Here is a 15,303-nt window from a genome sequence, read left to right as displayed (position 1 = left end):
ACTACCGAACCTAAATGAGAGTAATTGTAATTTAGACTCGGACGCTACCATGTCATTGCCCCTATCATTGCCCACGCCTCACCGCCACACGCGGCACACCCTGGCACCGATGTTCGGTTTGCTGGCTGCCGGCAGCGTCGCACCGGTGGCCCTGGCTGGCGCCCCAACCGCCACGTCCAGCGATTCGGTGTTGAGCCTGCCGGAAATCAAGATCGACGGCGAAGCCACTTCCACCTTCAAGGTGGACCGCGTCACCTCGGCCAAGATCAGCCAGCCGCTGCTGGACGCACCGCAAAGCGTGACCATCGTGCCGCAACAGGTGCTCAAGGAGCAGAACGCGCAGACCTTGCAGGAAGTGTTGCGCAATGTCCCAGGCATTACCTTTATGTCCGGCGAGGGCAACCTGGGCTGGGGCGACCTGTTTTCGATCCGCGGTTTTTCTTCCGAGCAGAGCCTGACCGTCGACGGTGTGCGCGATGCCGGCATGTCCACGCGCACCGACACCTTCAACCTGCAGCAGGCCGAAGTGTTCAAGGGCACCGGTTCCATCGAGTCCGGGGTCTCGGCCGTGGGCGGCAGCGTCAACCTGGTCAGCAAGGAAGCGCATCTGGGCGATGCCAACAAAGTCTCGGCCGGGATCGGCACCGACAGCTACCGCCGCCTCACTGCCGACCTGAATAAACAGCTGAACGACACCAGCGCCGTGCGCATCAACCTGATGAAGCACTACAACCAGGTGGCCGAACGCGACGATGTGGACTACGACCGCTGGGGCATTGCCACCTCGTTCGGCTTCGGCCTGGGCACCGACACGCGGTTGTTCATCGACACCTTCTACCAGAAAGACACCAACACCCCGGACGGCGGTGTGCCGATCCAGCGCGGCACCAACGGCGACCGCATGCCGGGCGTGAAACGCTCCAACTGGTACGGCGACTCCCACCTCTACACCCAAGAGAACAAAACCACCTCGCTCACGGCGCGCTTTGAGCATGACTTCGCCTGGAACGACGCCAACCTGCGAAACCAGACGCGCTGGGAACGCAGCGACAACTTCGCCGTGCTCTCGCCGGCGCGCTTCTTCGCCGCCAACGCCAGCGGCCAGAAGACCTGCACCGGCACCCGCTGTGCGACTTTGGGCTACACCGGCGTAGGCCCGATCAGCCAAGTGCCGGGCAGCACGGTGAATGCCTACACCGACTACGTAAACAACAGCAACACCGCCTACGGCATCCTGCGCGGCAGCGACTTTGGTTTGTCCAAGCGCTACACCATCCTGGACAACCAGACCGACTTCAATTTCAACCTCACCACCGGCAGCCTGCAGCACGCGGTGGTCAGCGGCCTGGAGTTCTATCACGAGACCTACGGCGGCCTGAAACGCAACGCCGAAGTGCCGGCAGGCAACATGCTGTTTGATATGCACGACCCCAGCCACAGCTTCGCCAGCACCTACGTGACCAAAGGCGAAGGCGACCCGCGCTCGGTGATCGACAACGCCGGTCTCTACCTGGGCGACACCCTCACCCTCAACGAGCAGTGGCAAGTACTCGGCTCGTTGCGCTACGACAACTGGCGCGCCGAAACCCGCCAGCGCGGCCAGGCGACGATCAGCAGTACCGACGGTGCCGTCAGCGGTCGGGTTGGCGCCGTGTTCAAACCGTTGCCCAATGGCAGCATCTATGTGTCCTACAGCGAGGCGGCGCAGCCCTCGGCGCTGGGCGCGTCCACCAACAACCAGATCTACGGCGCGGCCAGCACCCGTCGTTACAGCCCGGCCAAATCCAAGACCTATGAACTGGGCACCAAGTGGGACATCGCCCATGACATGCTCAACGTTACGGCGGCGATCTTCCGCACCGAACTGGACAACGCCTGGGAATACCAGGACGGCGAATCCGCCCCGGTACGCGCCCTGCCCGCCAAGCGCGTCGACGGCATCGAGCTGGGCCTGCAAGGCAATATCACCCCACGCTGGACCGCCTATAGCGGTTTCTCGGCCCTCAAGAGCACCCAGACCAAAGGCATCAACAAAGGCGCCGAAGCCAAGAACGTCCCGGACCTGACCGCCAACCTGTGGACCACCTACGCCGTCACCGACGCCCTGAGCCTCAGCTACGGCGAGCAATACGTGGGCCGGCGCCGCTACACCGACAACAAATACGTCGGGGGGTTGAACAACAACAGCAGCTACGCCAACGGCCCGTCCGGGGTCTACGCGATCTACACCCGCGACCACGAAAAAGCCCCCGGCTACTGGCTGAGCAACCTGGCCGCGCAATACAAGGTGAACAGGGACACCACGGTCAACCTCAACCTAAACAACGTGTTCAACACCTTCTATTACAGCCAGGTCGGCGCGTCCCTCGATGGCTTCCAGCGCTACGGCATTCCGGGCGCCGGGCGCACCCTCACTGCCAGCGTCGACTATGAGTTCTGAACCGTGCTGGTCGAGATCCCGGCACTGCTCAACGCCTGCGAAGTCGACACCTGCCTGGCCGCCTTGCCTCACAACCCCTTGCGGCGCTGGAGCGATACCTGATGCGCCGCCTTCACCTGGAGTTCCTGCCATGTTGAAACCCCGTAATGTCCTCAAGCTGTGCGTGCTGTTCGCCGCGCTGGTCCTCGGCCATGCCGAAACCGCTGCCGCCCATGAAGTCACCGATGTGCTGGGGCGCAAGGTCGACGTGGCGGACAACGTCAAGCGCGTGGTCCTCGGTGAAGGCCGCTTGATTTCGGCGTTTGCCCTGCTGGACCGCGATGCGCCGTTCCAGCGCATCGTCGGTTGGCAGAACGATTTGAAGCTGCTGGACCAGCACACCTATAACGCCTACGTGGCGAAATTTCCCAGCGTGAAAGACATCCCGCTGATCGGCCAGGCGTCGGAACAAAGCGTCAGCGCCGAGGAAATCCTCTCGCTCAAGCCCGACCTGGCAGTGTTCAGCATTTCCGGCCACGGCCCGACCGAACACAGCCCGGTCGCCGATGTGCTGGCCAAGGCGGGCATCCCGGTGCTGTTCGTCGACTTTCGCATCAACCCGGTGCAAGGCACCCACACCAGCATGAACGCGCTGGGCCAGGCGCTGGGGCGCGAAGCCCAGACCAAGGCCTTCCTGGACTTCTATGACCAGCACCTCAAGGTCATCACCGACGCGGTCGCCACCTTGCCGGCCGGCCCGCGTCCGAGCGTGTTCCTCGAACTGCTGGCCGGCGCCTGGCAAGCGCCGGGGCACACCACGGGCAAGAGCGGCATGGGGGAAGTGATCAAGCTGGTGGGCGGGCGCAACATCGCCGCCGATGTGGTACCGGGGGCACTGGGGGATATCAGCGTGGAATACGCCTTGAAAGCGGACCCGGATATTTATGTCGCCACCGGTAACCACAAGCCGGGGCTGATCCTGGGTGCCGGCGTGAGCCATGACGAGGCGCGTGAAGCCTTTGACCGCGTATTGGCGCGCCCCGAGTTCGCCAACCTGCGTGCCATCCGCACAGGCAATGCCCACGGCCTGTGGCATGACTTCTACAACTCGCCGTACAACCTGCTGGCGATTGAGTCGCTGGCCAAGTGGGTGCATCCGCACTTGTTCGCCAAGCTGGACCCGCAGGCGACCATGGAACAGATCAACCAGCAATTCCTGGGGATGCCGTTGCAGGGTGCCTATTGGATCGACACCTCTAAATGACCACGCAAACCCTCGACCTCGCCTCAGCCACCCACGGCTATCGCCGCCTGCTGGCGCGGCGTGCCTGGCTATTGGCGCTACTGGGCATGGCGCTGGTGTGCGCCATGCTGGTGGACCTGGCCAGCGGCCCGTCCGGCATGGGCCTGCTGGCCTTGCTTGACGGGATTGCGCACCCGTCCCACCTCAGCGCCACCGACCAGGTGATCATCTGGAACGTGCGCCTGCCCTACGCGTTGATGGCGGTGCTGGTGGGCTGTGCGTTGTCGCTGGCCGGGGCGGAGATGCAGGCGATCTTGAACAACCCGCTGGCCAGCCCGTTTACCTTGGGCGTGTCGTCGGCGGCGGCGCTGGGGGCATCCCTGGTGATTGTGTTCCCGGTGACGACCTTGTGGGTGTCGGCCAATACGGCGATTTCCATTTCGGCGTTCATCTTCGCCGCCGCCTCGGTGTTTTTGCTGCAAGCCATGTCGCGCTTGCGGGGCGCCGGCGTAGAGAGCCTGGTGCTGTTCGGCATCGCCCTGGTATTCAGTTGCAACGCGGTGGTGGCTTTGTTGCAACTGGTGGCCACCGAGGATGTGCTGCAACAACTGGTGTTCTGGACCCTGGGCAGCGTGACCCGGGCCAACTGGGACAAGCTCGGTATCCTGGCCCTGGTGGTCGCGGTGGTGTTGCCGTTTTCCTTCGCCGCCGCACCGCGCCTGACCTTGCTGCGCATGGGCGAAGACCGCGCGCAAAGCTTCGGCGTGGACGTCAAACGCCTGCGGTTTTTCTCGTTGCTGCGCATCAGCCTGTTGTCGGCTACCGCCGTGGCGTTCGTCGGCACCATCGGCTTTATCGGCCTGGTGGGTCCGCATATCGCGCGGATCCTGGTCGGTGAAGACCAGCGCTTCCTGCTGCCGGCCAGCGCCCTGACCGGCGCGCTGTTGCTGGCGCTGTCGTCGATTGCCAGCAAGCTGATCATGCCCGGTATGAGCGTGCCGGTGGGCATCGTCACGGCGTTGGTGGGCGTGCCGATTTTCGTGATGCTGGTGTTCAAGCGCGGGAGGCACTTATGAGCGAAGGGTTAAGCGTACGCAACGCCAATGTGAGTTATGGCCGCCGGCAGATCGTGCATGACCTGAGCCTGCCGACCTTGCCCCACGGCAGCCTGACCGCCCTGATCGGCCCCAACGGCGCCGGTAAGTCCACTTTGCTGCGCGCCGTGGCCGGGCTGGAAAAGATGCACGGTGTCGTACGACTGGGTGACCTCGACCTGTCAGCCATGTCCGTGGCCGAGCGCGCCAGGCGTGTGACCTACATGCCGCAGAACCTGCCACCGGGCCTGAGCCTCAGCGTAATGGAGAGCGTGATTGCTGCGTTGCGCGTCACCTCTGTGGACGGCCTTCCATTGTCCAACGACGCCTGTCTGCGCGAAGCCTTCGAGGCATTGCAGCGCATTGGCATCGCGCACCTGGCCGATCAGTGGTTAAACACGCTGTCGGGCGGCCAACGCCAACTGGTCAGCCTCGCACAACTGATTGCACGGCGCCCCCAAGTGATGCTGCTGGACGAACCCACCAGCGCCCTCGACCTCAATTACCAATTGAAAGTCATGGAGTGCGTGCGTGGGCTGGTGCGCGAACACAACCTGATCGCCGTGGTGGTGTTGCACGACATCAACCTTGCCGCACGTTTTGCCGACCATATTGCCGTGCTGCGCCAAGGTCGCTTGTACGCCAGTGGCGCAGCAAACGAGGTGCTTAATCCGCTGTTGTTTGCCGAGGTGTATCGCGTGCGGGCGCGCATCGAGCGCTGTTCAGAGCAGTCGCTGCAGGTGTTGGTGGATGGCGCTTTTTGATTTGCTTCTAAGGGTATGCGCAAATGTTTCATTGAATTTTCGCACGCCCAACATTACCTATACCTACAGGCATCCGTTCAAGCATCACCACTTTTGGAGAGCTTCATGATCGACCTGTATTACTGGACCACCCCCAACGGCCACAAAATATCGTTGTTCCTGGAAGAAGCCGGCCTGCCCTACAAGGTGCACCCGATCAACATCGGCCAGGGTGAACAGTTCAAGCCTGACTTCCTGAAGATCGCTCCCAACAACCGCATCCCGGCCATCGTCGACCAGACCCCGACCGACGGCGGTGCACCGATTTCCCTGTTTGAGTCCGGCGCGATCCTGTTGTACCTCGCGGAAAAAACCGGCCAGTTCATTCCAAAAGACCTGCGCGGTCGCCAGGAAGTACTGCAATGGCTGTTCTGGCAAATGGGCGGCTTGGGCCCGATGGCGGGGCAGAATCATCACTTCAGCCAGTTCGCCCCGGAGAAAATCCCCTACGCGATCAAACGCTACGTGGATGAAACCGCACGCCTCTACGGGGTGCTCGACCGGCGCCTGGCGGACCGTGCGTTCGTCGCGGGCGAGGACTACAGCATTGCCGACATGGCGATCTACCCCTGGATTGTTTCCCACAAATGGCAAAGCCAGCGCCTGGAAGATTTCCCACACCTGCATCGCTGGTTCAACAGCATCAAGGAACGGCCGGCGACGGTCCGGGCGTATGAGCTGGTGCAGAAAGTCAACCCGCCCAAGTCTTGATACGCAATTGCTGAAAATAAGGCATGGCTCCCGCTTGCGTCGTTTCGCCGCGCTCACTAACGTAGCGCCTTTACTGACGCTACCCCCCCGCAGGAGCTTTGCCATGGCCTCGCCAGCCCTCTCACATTTTCTTCCCCGGTTCGGCGTTGCCGCGGCAGTGGCCAGCGCGTTAAGCCTGGCCGGTTGCCAGCTCCAGAGCACCCAGGACACCCTGCCGCCGGTTGCCGGCGTACAGCCGATCAAAGGCCTCGCGCAGAATGTATCGGTACGCCGCAATGCCCAGGGCATGCCGCTGATCGAAAGCAACACCTTCCATGACGCGCTGTTCAGCCTCGGTTACGTGCATGCCAGTGATCGCATCACCCAGATGGTCACCCTGCGCCTGCTGGCCCAGGGCCGCCTGGCGGAAATGTCCGGGCCTGAAGTGCTGGATGTCGACCGCTTCATGCGCGCGGTCAACCTGAAGAAAAGCGCCGGCGAGCTGTACAACGCCTCCAGCCCGCGTCTCAAGCGCTTCTTTGAAGTGTATGCGCGTGGCGTCAACGCCTACCTGTTCCGCTACCGCGACAAGCTGCCGCCGGACCTGGCCCAGACCGGCTACAAGCCCGAGTACTGGAAGCCGGAAGATTCGGCGCTGCTGTTCTGCCTGCTGAATTTCAGCGAGTCGGCCAACCTGCAGGAAGAGATTTCGTCGCTGGTGCTGGCGCAGAAAGTCGGCGTCGACAAACTCGCCTGGCTCACCCCAAGCGCGCCGGATGAAGCGATCCCGCTGGCCGAGGCCGAAAAACTCAAGGGCGTGAACCTGGGCCAGATCACCGGCCTGGCCGGGCTGGACGCGGTCAGCCAGCAACTGAGCAGCCTCAACGCCCTGGCGGTCACCACCTCAAGCAACTGGGCGATCGGCCCACAGCGCAGCCGCAGCGGTAAAAGCCTGCTGGCGGGCGACCTCGCCGCCCAGCCGCAGGCACCGTCGCCGTGGAGCTACGTGCAGATCCGCGCACCGAAATACCAGGCCGCCGGCGCTTCGATTGCCGGCCTGCCGACGCTGCTGTCCGGCTTCAACGGCAAAGTCGCGTGGAGCATGAGCACGGTCAAGGGCGACACCCAAGACCTGTTCCTCGAAAAAGTCAGACGCCAGGGCAGTGCGCTGTATTACGAGAACAACGGCAAATGGCTGCCGGCGGGCGTGCGTAACGAAACCTACTTCGTCAAAGGCCAGCGCTCGATCCGCGAAGTGGTGTACGAAACCCGTCACGGCGCCCTGCTCAACAGCAGCCAGGCGCTGACAACCGGTCTGGGCCTGGCCCTGCAAACCGCCGATTTCAAGGACGACAAGAGCCTGGATGCGTTCTTCGACCTATCCCGCGCGCAAACCATCGGCAAGGCCTCGGACGCAACCCGGGAAATCCGTGCCATCGCGTTGAACATGATCTTCGCCGACGCCGGCAGCATTGGCTGGGAAGTCACCGGCCGTTTCCCCAACCGCCGCGAAGGCGAAGGTTTGCTGCCGTCGCCGGGCTGGGACACGCGGTTTGACTGGGATGGCTACGCCGACGCCATGCTGCATCCCTATGACCAGGACCCGGCCCAAGGCTGGATCGGCACCGCCAACCAGCGCACCGCGCCGCGTGGCTATGGCATGCAACTGTCCAATTCCTGGGATGCCCCGGAGCGCAGCGAGCGCCTGGCGCAACTGGCCAATGCCGGCAAGCACGACAGCCGCAGCCTGATCGCCATGCAGTACGACCAGACCACCACCTTCGCCGCCAAACTCAAGAGCATGTTCCAGGCGCCGGGCATGGCCCAGCCGCTGAAACAGGCGATTGACGCACTGCCGGCGGCGGAACAGGCCAAGGCCCGTGAAGCGCTGGGTCGCCTGATGGCCTTCGACGGTCGCCTGGTGTCGACCTCCGCCGACGCTGCGCTCTATGAACTGTTCCTGCAGGAAAGCACCAAACAGATCTTCCTCGACGAGCTGGGTCCGGAAAACAGCGCCAGCTGGAAAGCCTTTGTCAGCAACGCCAGCCTGTCCTATGCCGCCCAGGCGGATCACTTGCTGGGCCGCGAACACAGCCCGTTCTGGGATGACGTGCGTACGCCGCAGAAAGAAGACAAACCGGCGATTCTCGCCCGCAGCCTGGCCGCCGCGATCAGCGCCGGCGACAGTCAGCTGGGCGCCGACCACAAGGCCTGGCAGTGGGGCAAACTGCACACCACCACCTGGAAAAACGCCAATGGCCAGGTGATTCGTGGCCCACTGGCCTCCGGTGGCGACCACAACACCTTGAACCCGGCGCCCTACAACTGGGGACAGGACTTCGCCACGACCCAGGTGCCCGCGCTGCGCCTGATCGTCGATTTCGGCCAGGTGGAACCGATGATGGGCCAGGGTGGCATCGGCCAGTCCGGCAACCCGGCCAGCCCGAACTATGCCAATGGCATCGACCCGTCGCTCAAGGCGCAATACCTGAGCTTCCCGATGCAGCCGCAGAACTTCGAGAAGGTGTACGGGAAGGCCAGGTTGACCCTGACACCCGGCAAGTAACCCGACTTTCCTGAAAAACCTGGATCTAATGTGAGAGGGGGCTTGCCCCCGATTGCGGTGGGTCAGTTGCACCTTGGCTAGCTGATACACCGCTATCGGGGGCAAGCCCCCTCCCACATTTGGACTGCATGCATTCAGATAGAACTTCCCAGCCCACACCCGCCTCATAAGTAACAAGCCCACCTCCTCCGGTCACCCCATGGACCTTGTCATCGCCCGCCCCGAAGGCCTCTACTGCCCCGCCGGAGATTTCTATATCGACCCCTGGCGGCCGGTGGAACGCTCAGTCATCACCCACGCCCATGGCGACCACGCCCGCACCGGCAACCAGCACTACCTGGCGGCGGCCCCCGGCGAAGGCATCCTGCGCTCCAGGCTGGGCCAGGACATCAACCTGCAGACCCTGGCCTACGGCGAGCCACTGGTGCACCACGGCGTCACCTTGAGTTTCCACCCGGCCGGGCATGTGCTCGGCTCGGCTCAGGTGCGCCTGGAATACCAGGGCGAAGTCTGGGTCGCGTCCGGTGACTACAAGGTCGAGCCCGACGGCACTTGCGCGCCGTTCGAGCCGGTGCGCTGCCACACCTTTATCACTGAATCCACCTTCGGCCTGCCGATCTACCGCTGGCAGCCCCAGGCGCAGATCTTCGCCGGGATCAACGACTGGTGGCAGGCCAACATCGCCGCCGGCAAGGCCAGCGTGTTGTTCTGTTATTCGTTCGGCAAGGCCCAGCGTATCCTGCATGGCATTGACGCCAGCATCGGGCCCATCCTCAGCCACGGCGCGGTCGAACCGTTGAACCGGGTGTACCGCGAGGCCGGCATCCATATCCCCGAAACCCTCTACGCCGGCGACTTCAACAAGACCGACCCATTGCTGCGCCAAGCCTTGATCATCGCCCCACCCTCCGCTGGCGGCAGCAGTTGGATCAAACGCTTCGGCGACTACAGCGACGCCTTCGCCAGTGGCTGGATGCGCCTGCGCGGCACCCGGCGGCGGCGTGGAGTCGACCGGGGCTTTGTGCTCTCGGACCACGCCGATTGGCCCGGCCTGTTGTGGGCCATCGAGCAGACCGGCGCCGAGCGGGTGATGGTCACCCACGGTTCTGTCGGCGTATTGGTGCGCCATCTGCGGGAAAAAGGCCTGGATGCCCAGGGCTTCACCACCGAATACGGCGATGACGAAGAAGAGGCCGGCGCATGAAGGCCTTTGCCGAGCTGTACGCGAATCTCGACGCTACCACTTCCAGCAACGCCAAGCTGGCTGCGTTGCAAGCCTACTTCCGGGATGCCGCGCCAGAAGATGCCGCCTGGGCCGTGTATTTCCTGTCCGGCGGACGGCCACGGCAACTGGTGCCGACGCGCCTGCTGCGGGACATGGCCACAGAAGCGTCCGGCATCGAGCCGTGGCTGTTCGAGGAAAGCTACCAGTCAGTGGGTGACCTGGCGGAGACCATTTCCCTGCTGCTACCCGAATCTACCTACACCTCGGAGGACGGCCTGGCCGTATGGCTGGAGGAAAAACTCCTGCCATTGCGCGGCTTGCCTCCCCTGGAATTGGCTGAGCGCCTGCCGGCGTTGTGGGCGCAACTGGATCAACCCAGCTTGATGGTGTGCATCAAATTGATCACCGGCAGCTTTCGCGTCGGCGTGTCCAAGTTGCTGGTTACCCGTGCCCTCGCCGCCATGGCCGACCTCGACAGCAAGCGTGTGGCGCAGCGGTTGGTGGGCTACACCGACCTGTCCAATCGTCCGACCGCTGAGGGCTACCTCAAGCTGATCGCTGCCGAATCGTCCGACGAGCATGCACAACGGGGCGGCCAGCCTTATCCGTTTTTCCTGGCTCATGGCTTGGCGCAACCGGTGGAGCAATTCGACGCGCTGCTCGGTGCCCCCACCGACTGGCAGGTGGAATGGAAATGGGATGGTATCCGCGCACAACTGGTCAAGCGCGACGGGCGCCTGTGGATCTGGTCCCGTGGCGAAGAGCTGGTCACCGAACGTTTTCCCGAACTTCACAGCCTGGTGAGTGGGTTACCGGACGGCACGGTGATCGACGGCGAGATCGTGGTGTGGAAGGACGCAGTGCAACCCTTCGCCCTGCTGCAACAGCGGATCGGCCGCAAGACCTTGAGCAAGAAAGTGCTGGAGGATGCGCCGGTGGCAATCCTGGCCTACGACCTGCTGGAACATCGGGGCGACGACTGGCGCAACCATACCCAGGCCGAACGCCGCGCCCAGCTTGAGCAGGTGGTCACCCAGTGCAACCAACCGGTATTGCTCGCCTCACCGTTGCTGAACGCAACCACCTGGCAAGCGCTGGCCGAACAACGCGAAGCTTCGCGCAGCCTGGGCGTGGAAGGCATGATGCTCAAGGCCCGCGATGGCCTGTACGGCGTCGGCCGCACCAAGGACATGGGCGTGTGGTGGAAGTGGAAGGTCGACCCGTTCAGCGTCGACGCGGTGTTGATCTACGCCCAGCGCGGCCACGGTCGGCGCGCCAGCCTCTACAGCGACTACACCTTCGCGGTGTGGGACGGCCCGCCCGGCAGCGAACGCACGCTGGTGCCCTTTGCCAAGGCCTACTCCGGGCTGACCGATGAAGAAATGCGCAAGGTCGACGCGATTGTGCGCAAAACCACCGTAGAGAAGTTCGGCCCGGTGAGCAGTGTCACGCCCAGCATGGTGTTTGAGCTGGGGTTCGAGGGCATTGCCTTGTCCAAACGGCACAAGAGCGGGATTGCGGTGCGATTTCCGCGGATGTTGCGCTGGCGGCAGGATAAGGCGGTGGATGAGGCCGACAGCCTTGCCACTCTGCAAGACCTGCTGGCCTGACGCCGATCAACTGGTGGGAGGGGGCAAGCCCCCTCCAACATCTGAATTCCTTTACGACCCGAAATGGTGCACCCAGTTTTCAGCGCCCATTTTCGGGCATCTCCTACACTCAGATCTCCCATGTCCCACCTTTTAAAACGCTCATTCGGAACTATGGTGCAGAAATTGCTACTTGTGATCCGTCTGACACCGTTCAGTAACAGTCCTAAACGCGCCACAAGCGCTTATCTTGGTTTCCAGGGATTACATAATGAAAAAAGCATTGCTGACCCTTTCTGCACTGGCTCTGTGCATGGCCGCAGGTTCCGCCTTGGCCAAGGAATACAAGGAACTGCGTTTTGGTGTCGATCCGTCCTACGCGCCATTCGAATCCAAGGCAGCGGACGGCAGCCTGGTGGGCTTCGATATCGACCTGGGCAATGCGATCTGCGCCGAGCTGAAAGTGAAGTGCAAGTGGGTCGAAAGCGATTTCGACGGCATGATTCCAGGCCTGAAAGCCAACAAGTTCGACGGCGTGATTTCGTCCATGACCGTGACCCCGGTGCGTGAAAAGGCCATCGACTTCTCCAGCGAACTGTTCTCTGGCCCGACCTCGCTGGTGTTCAAGAAAGGCGCGGGCTACTCGACACCTGAGTCTCTCAAGGGCAAGTCCGTAGGCTACGAGCAGGGCACCATCCAGGAAGCCTACGCCAAGGCCGTGCTGGATAAAGCCGGTGTGACCACCAAGGCCTACGCCAACCAGGACCAGGTGTACGCCGACCTGACCTCCGGCCGTCTCGACGCCTCCGTGCAGGACATGCTGCAAGCCGAACTGGGCTTTCTGAAGTCGCCGGCCGGTGCCGGTTACGAAGTCAGCGCGGCCATCGACGACCCTTTGCTGCCGTCGAAAACCGCCATCGGTATCAAAAAAGGTAACACTGAACTGAAGGCGCTTTTGGATAAAGGTATCAAAGCGTTACACGATGATGGCACCTACGCCACCATCCAGAAGAAACACTTTGGCGATCTGAACCTGTACAGCGGCAAATAATGCCTGGAGCGCCCTTCCCAGGGAGGGGCGCTTTTTTATCGCCATAGGTCCTGATTTATGTTCGAAGAACTGTTGCAAACCCTCGGGTTGAGCGCGCTCAGCCTGAAGGGTTTCGGCCCGCTGTTGCTGCAAGGCACCTGGATGACCATCAAGTTGTCGGTGCTGTCCCTGGCCGTCAGCGTGGTGCTGGGCCTGCTCGGCGCCAGCGCCAAACTTTCCAGCCTGCCCTTCCTGCGCATCCCCGCCCAGCTCTACACCACCCTGATTCGCGGCGTGCCCGACCTGGTGCTGATGCTGCTGATTTTCTACAGCCTGCAAACCTGGCTTACCGGCCTGACCGACTTCATGGAATGGGAATACATCGAGATCGACCCGTTCAGCGCCGGGGTGATCACCCTGGGCTTTATCTACGGGGCGTATTTCACCGAGACTTTTCGCGGCGCGATCCTCGCGGTGCCCCGTGGCCAGCTGGAAGCCGCTACCGCCTATGGGCTCAAGCGCGGGCAGCGGTTTCGCTACGTGACCTTCCCGCAAATGATGCGCTTTGCCCTGCCGGGTATCGGCAATAACTGGATGGTGATGCTCAAGGCCACGGCCCTGGTGTCGATCATCGGCCTGGCCGACCTGGTCAAGGCCGCCCAGGATGCCGGCAAGAGCACCTACCAACTGTTCTACTTCCTGGTCCTCGCCGCGTTGATCTACCTGTTGATCACCAGCGCGTCCAACTTCGTCTTGCGCCGCCTTGAACGTCGCTACTCCGCTGGCGCCCGGGAGGCCGTGCGATGATCGAACTCTTGCAGGAATACTGGCGCCCCTTCCTTTATAGCGACGGCCAGCACATCACCGGCCTGGCCATGACGATGTGGTTGCTCAGCGCCGCCCTGGTCATCGGCTTCCTGGTGTCAATCCCGCTGTCCATTGCCCGCGTGTCGCGCAAGCGCCTGATTCGCTGGCCGGTGCAGTTCTATACCTACCTGTTCCGGGGCACGCCGCTCTATATCCAGTTGCTGATCTGCTACACCGGCATCTACAGCCTCGCCGCCGTGCGCGAACAACCGTTGCTGGATGCGTTCTTTCGCGACGCGATGAACTGCACCATCCTGGCCTTCGCCCTCAACACCTGCGCCTACACCACGGAGATTTTCGCCGGGGCGATCCGCAGCATGGCCCATGGCGAAGTCGAGGCGGCCAAAGCCTACGGCCTCAGCGGCTGGAAGCTCTATGCCTACGTGATCATGCCGTCGGCGTTGCGTCGCTCGCTGCCCTACTACAGTAATGAAGTGATTTTGATGCTGCACTCGACCACGGTGGCCTTCACCGCAACGATTCCAGACATCCTCAAAGTGGCGCGGGATGCCAACTCGGCCACCTTCATGACCTTTCAATCATTCGGTATCGCTGCGCTGATCTACCTGACCGTGACCTTTGCCCTGGTCGGTCTGTTTCGTCTGGCGGAGCGCCGTTGGCTGGCCTTTCTCGGGCCGAGCCATTAAGGAGCGTTCATGCGGCATCAGATTCATGAGTTGATCGCGCCGGTGCCCGGCACGGCGCGGCAGATTCACAGTTTTCACTTCGGCCCGGAGCAGGCCGAGGGCAAGATTTACATCCAGTCGTCGCTGCATGCCGATGAACTGCCGGGCATGCTGGTGGCCTGGCACCTCAAGGTGCAGTTGGCGAAATTGGCCGCCGCCGGTCGCCTGCGCAGTGAAATCGTGCTGGTGCCCATCGCCAACCCGGTCGGCCTGGAACAGGTGTTGATGGACATTCCGCTGGGCCGCTACGAACTGGAAAGCGGGCAGAACTTCAATCGCCGGTTTGTCGACCTCGGTGAAGCGGTGGGTGACCAGGTCGAGGAGTTACTCGGGGATGATCCCCGGCACAACGTCGAACGGATCCGCAGCGCGCTGTCCACCGCCCTCGCAGAGCAAAGCGCCGACACCCAACTGCAGTCCCAGCGCCTGGTACTGCAACGCCTGGCCTGCGACGCCGATATGGTGCTGGACCTGCATTGCGACTTCGAAGCCGTGGCACACCTGTACACCACGCCCGAGGCCTGGCCGCAGGTGGAACCCTTGGCGCGCTATATCGGCTCGGAGGCGAATCTGCTCGCCACCGACTCCGGCGGGCAATCCTTCGACGAGTGCTTCACCCTGGTGTGGTGGCAGTTGCAGCAACGCTTCGGCGAGCGCTTCCCGATCCCCATGGGCAGCTTGTCGGTGACCGTCGAGCTGCGCGGCCAAGGTGACGTCAACCATGGCCTGGCGGCGCTCGACTGCCAGGCGATCATCGATTACCTGGTTCACTTCGGCGCCATTGCCGGCGATGTCGCACCACTGCCGGACCTGCCCTACCCCGCCACGCCGCTGGCCGGCGTTGAACCGGTGGCGACGCCGGTGGGCGGCCTGCTGGTGTTCAGCGCCCTGCCCGGTGAATACCTGGAAGCCGGGCAACTGATCGCCGAAATCATCGACCCCATTACCGACCGCGTAACGCCCGTGCACTGCCAGAAGGCCGGCCTGCTTTACGCCCGTTCGCTGCGCCGCATGGCCACTGCCGGGATGGTCATCGGCCATGTCGCAGGCTTAGAGGCCTACCGCAGCGGCTACCTACTTTCGCCTTGAGG

12 protein-coding genes are annotated in these 15,303 nt (G+C 62.8%); all 12 read left to right on the top strand.

The window, feature by feature from the left end; translation table 11 throughout:
- Window positions 1-49 precede the first annotated feature (49 nt).
- Window positions 50-2,440, top strand: a complete 2,391-nt coding sequence (locus AC3WP7_RS03250; RefSeq protein ID WP_102591671.1) for a TonB-dependent receptor — start codon at window positions 50-52, stop codon at window positions 2,438-2,440.
- 130 nt (window positions 2,441-2,570) lie between these two features.
- Window positions 2,571-3,683 carry an ABC transporter substrate-binding protein gene (locus AC3WP7_RS03245; protein ID WP_102591672.1) on the top strand — a complete coding sequence of 371 codons (1,113 nt, stop codon included), beginning with the start codon at window positions 2,571-2,573 and terminating at the stop codon, window positions 3,681-3,683.
- Window positions 3,680-4,738: a FecCD family ABC transporter permease gene (locus tag AC3WP7_RS03240; protein ID WP_102591673.1), complete on the top strand. Its 1,059-nt coding sequence runs from the start codon at window positions 3,680-3,682 to the stop codon at window positions 4,736-4,738. Before AC3WP7_RS03245 ends, AC3WP7_RS03240 begins: the two co-directional genes overlap by 4 nt.
- The gene (locus tag AC3WP7_RS03235) at window positions 4,735-5,520 is read left to right on the top strand and encodes an ABC transporter ATP-binding protein (protein WP_093119300.1); all 786 of its coding nucleotides are present in this window, start codon (window positions 4,735-4,737) and stop codon (window positions 5,518-5,520) included. Before AC3WP7_RS03240 ends, AC3WP7_RS03235 begins: the two co-directional genes overlap by 4 nt.
- Before the next feature lie 105 nt (window positions 5,521-5,625).
- Window positions 5,626-6,270 (top strand): glutathione binding-like protein, encoded by a 645-nt coding sequence (locus AC3WP7_RS03230; protein WP_071488827.1) that lies wholly within the window; start codon window positions 5,626-5,628, stop codon window positions 6,268-6,270.
- Window positions 6,271-6,373: 103 nt separating this feature from the next.
- Window positions 6,374-8,815, top strand: a complete 2,442-nt coding sequence (locus AC3WP7_RS03225; protein WP_102591674.1) for a penicillin acylase family protein — start codon at window positions 6,374-6,376, stop codon at window positions 8,813-8,815.
- A gap of 199 nt (window positions 8,816-9,014) precedes the next feature.
- Window positions 9,015-10,019 (top strand): ligase-associated DNA damage response exonuclease, encoded by a 1,005-nt coding sequence (locus tag AC3WP7_RS03220; protein ID WP_093512199.1) that lies wholly within the window; start codon window positions 9,015-9,017, stop codon window positions 10,017-10,019.
- Entirely contained in the window at window positions 10,016-11,650 is a 1,635-nt protein-coding gene (locus tag AC3WP7_RS03215) for an ATP-dependent DNA ligase (RefSeq protein ID WP_092241195.1), read from the top strand. Before AC3WP7_RS03220 ends, AC3WP7_RS03215 begins: the two co-directional genes overlap by 4 nt.
- A 250-nt stretch (window positions 11,651-11,900) precedes the next feature.
- Window positions 11,901-12,680: a transporter substrate-binding domain-containing protein gene (locus tag AC3WP7_RS03210; RefSeq protein ID WP_021492416.1), complete on the top strand. Its 780-nt coding sequence runs from the start codon at window positions 11,901-11,903 to the stop codon at window positions 12,678-12,680.
- A gap of 57 nt (window positions 12,681-12,737) precedes the next feature.
- Window positions 12,738-13,466: an ABC transporter permease gene (locus AC3WP7_RS03205; protein WP_071488823.1), complete on the top strand. Its 729-nt coding sequence runs from the start codon at window positions 12,738-12,740 to the stop codon at window positions 13,464-13,466.
- Complete coding sequence (locus tag AC3WP7_RS03200; RefSeq protein WP_071488822.1) at window positions 13,463-14,173, top strand: ABC transporter permease; 711 nt, start codon at window positions 13,463-13,465, stop codon at window positions 14,171-14,173. Before AC3WP7_RS03205 ends, AC3WP7_RS03200 begins: the two co-directional genes overlap by 4 nt.
- Window positions 14,174-14,182: 9 nt before the next feature.
- Entirely contained in the window at window positions 14,183-15,301 is a 1,119-nt protein-coding gene (locus tag AC3WP7_RS03195; RefSeq protein WP_102591675.1) for a succinylglutamate desuccinylase/aspartoacylase family protein, read from the top strand.
- The last annotated feature ends 2 nt before the right edge of the window (window positions 15,302-15,303 follow it).

Source organism: Pseudomonas sp. FW305-3-2-15-C-LB1, assembly GCF_058787615.1.
The sequence above is the reverse complement of the archived record's forward strand: the minus strand, read 5'-3'. Positions and strand labels throughout refer to the sequence as shown.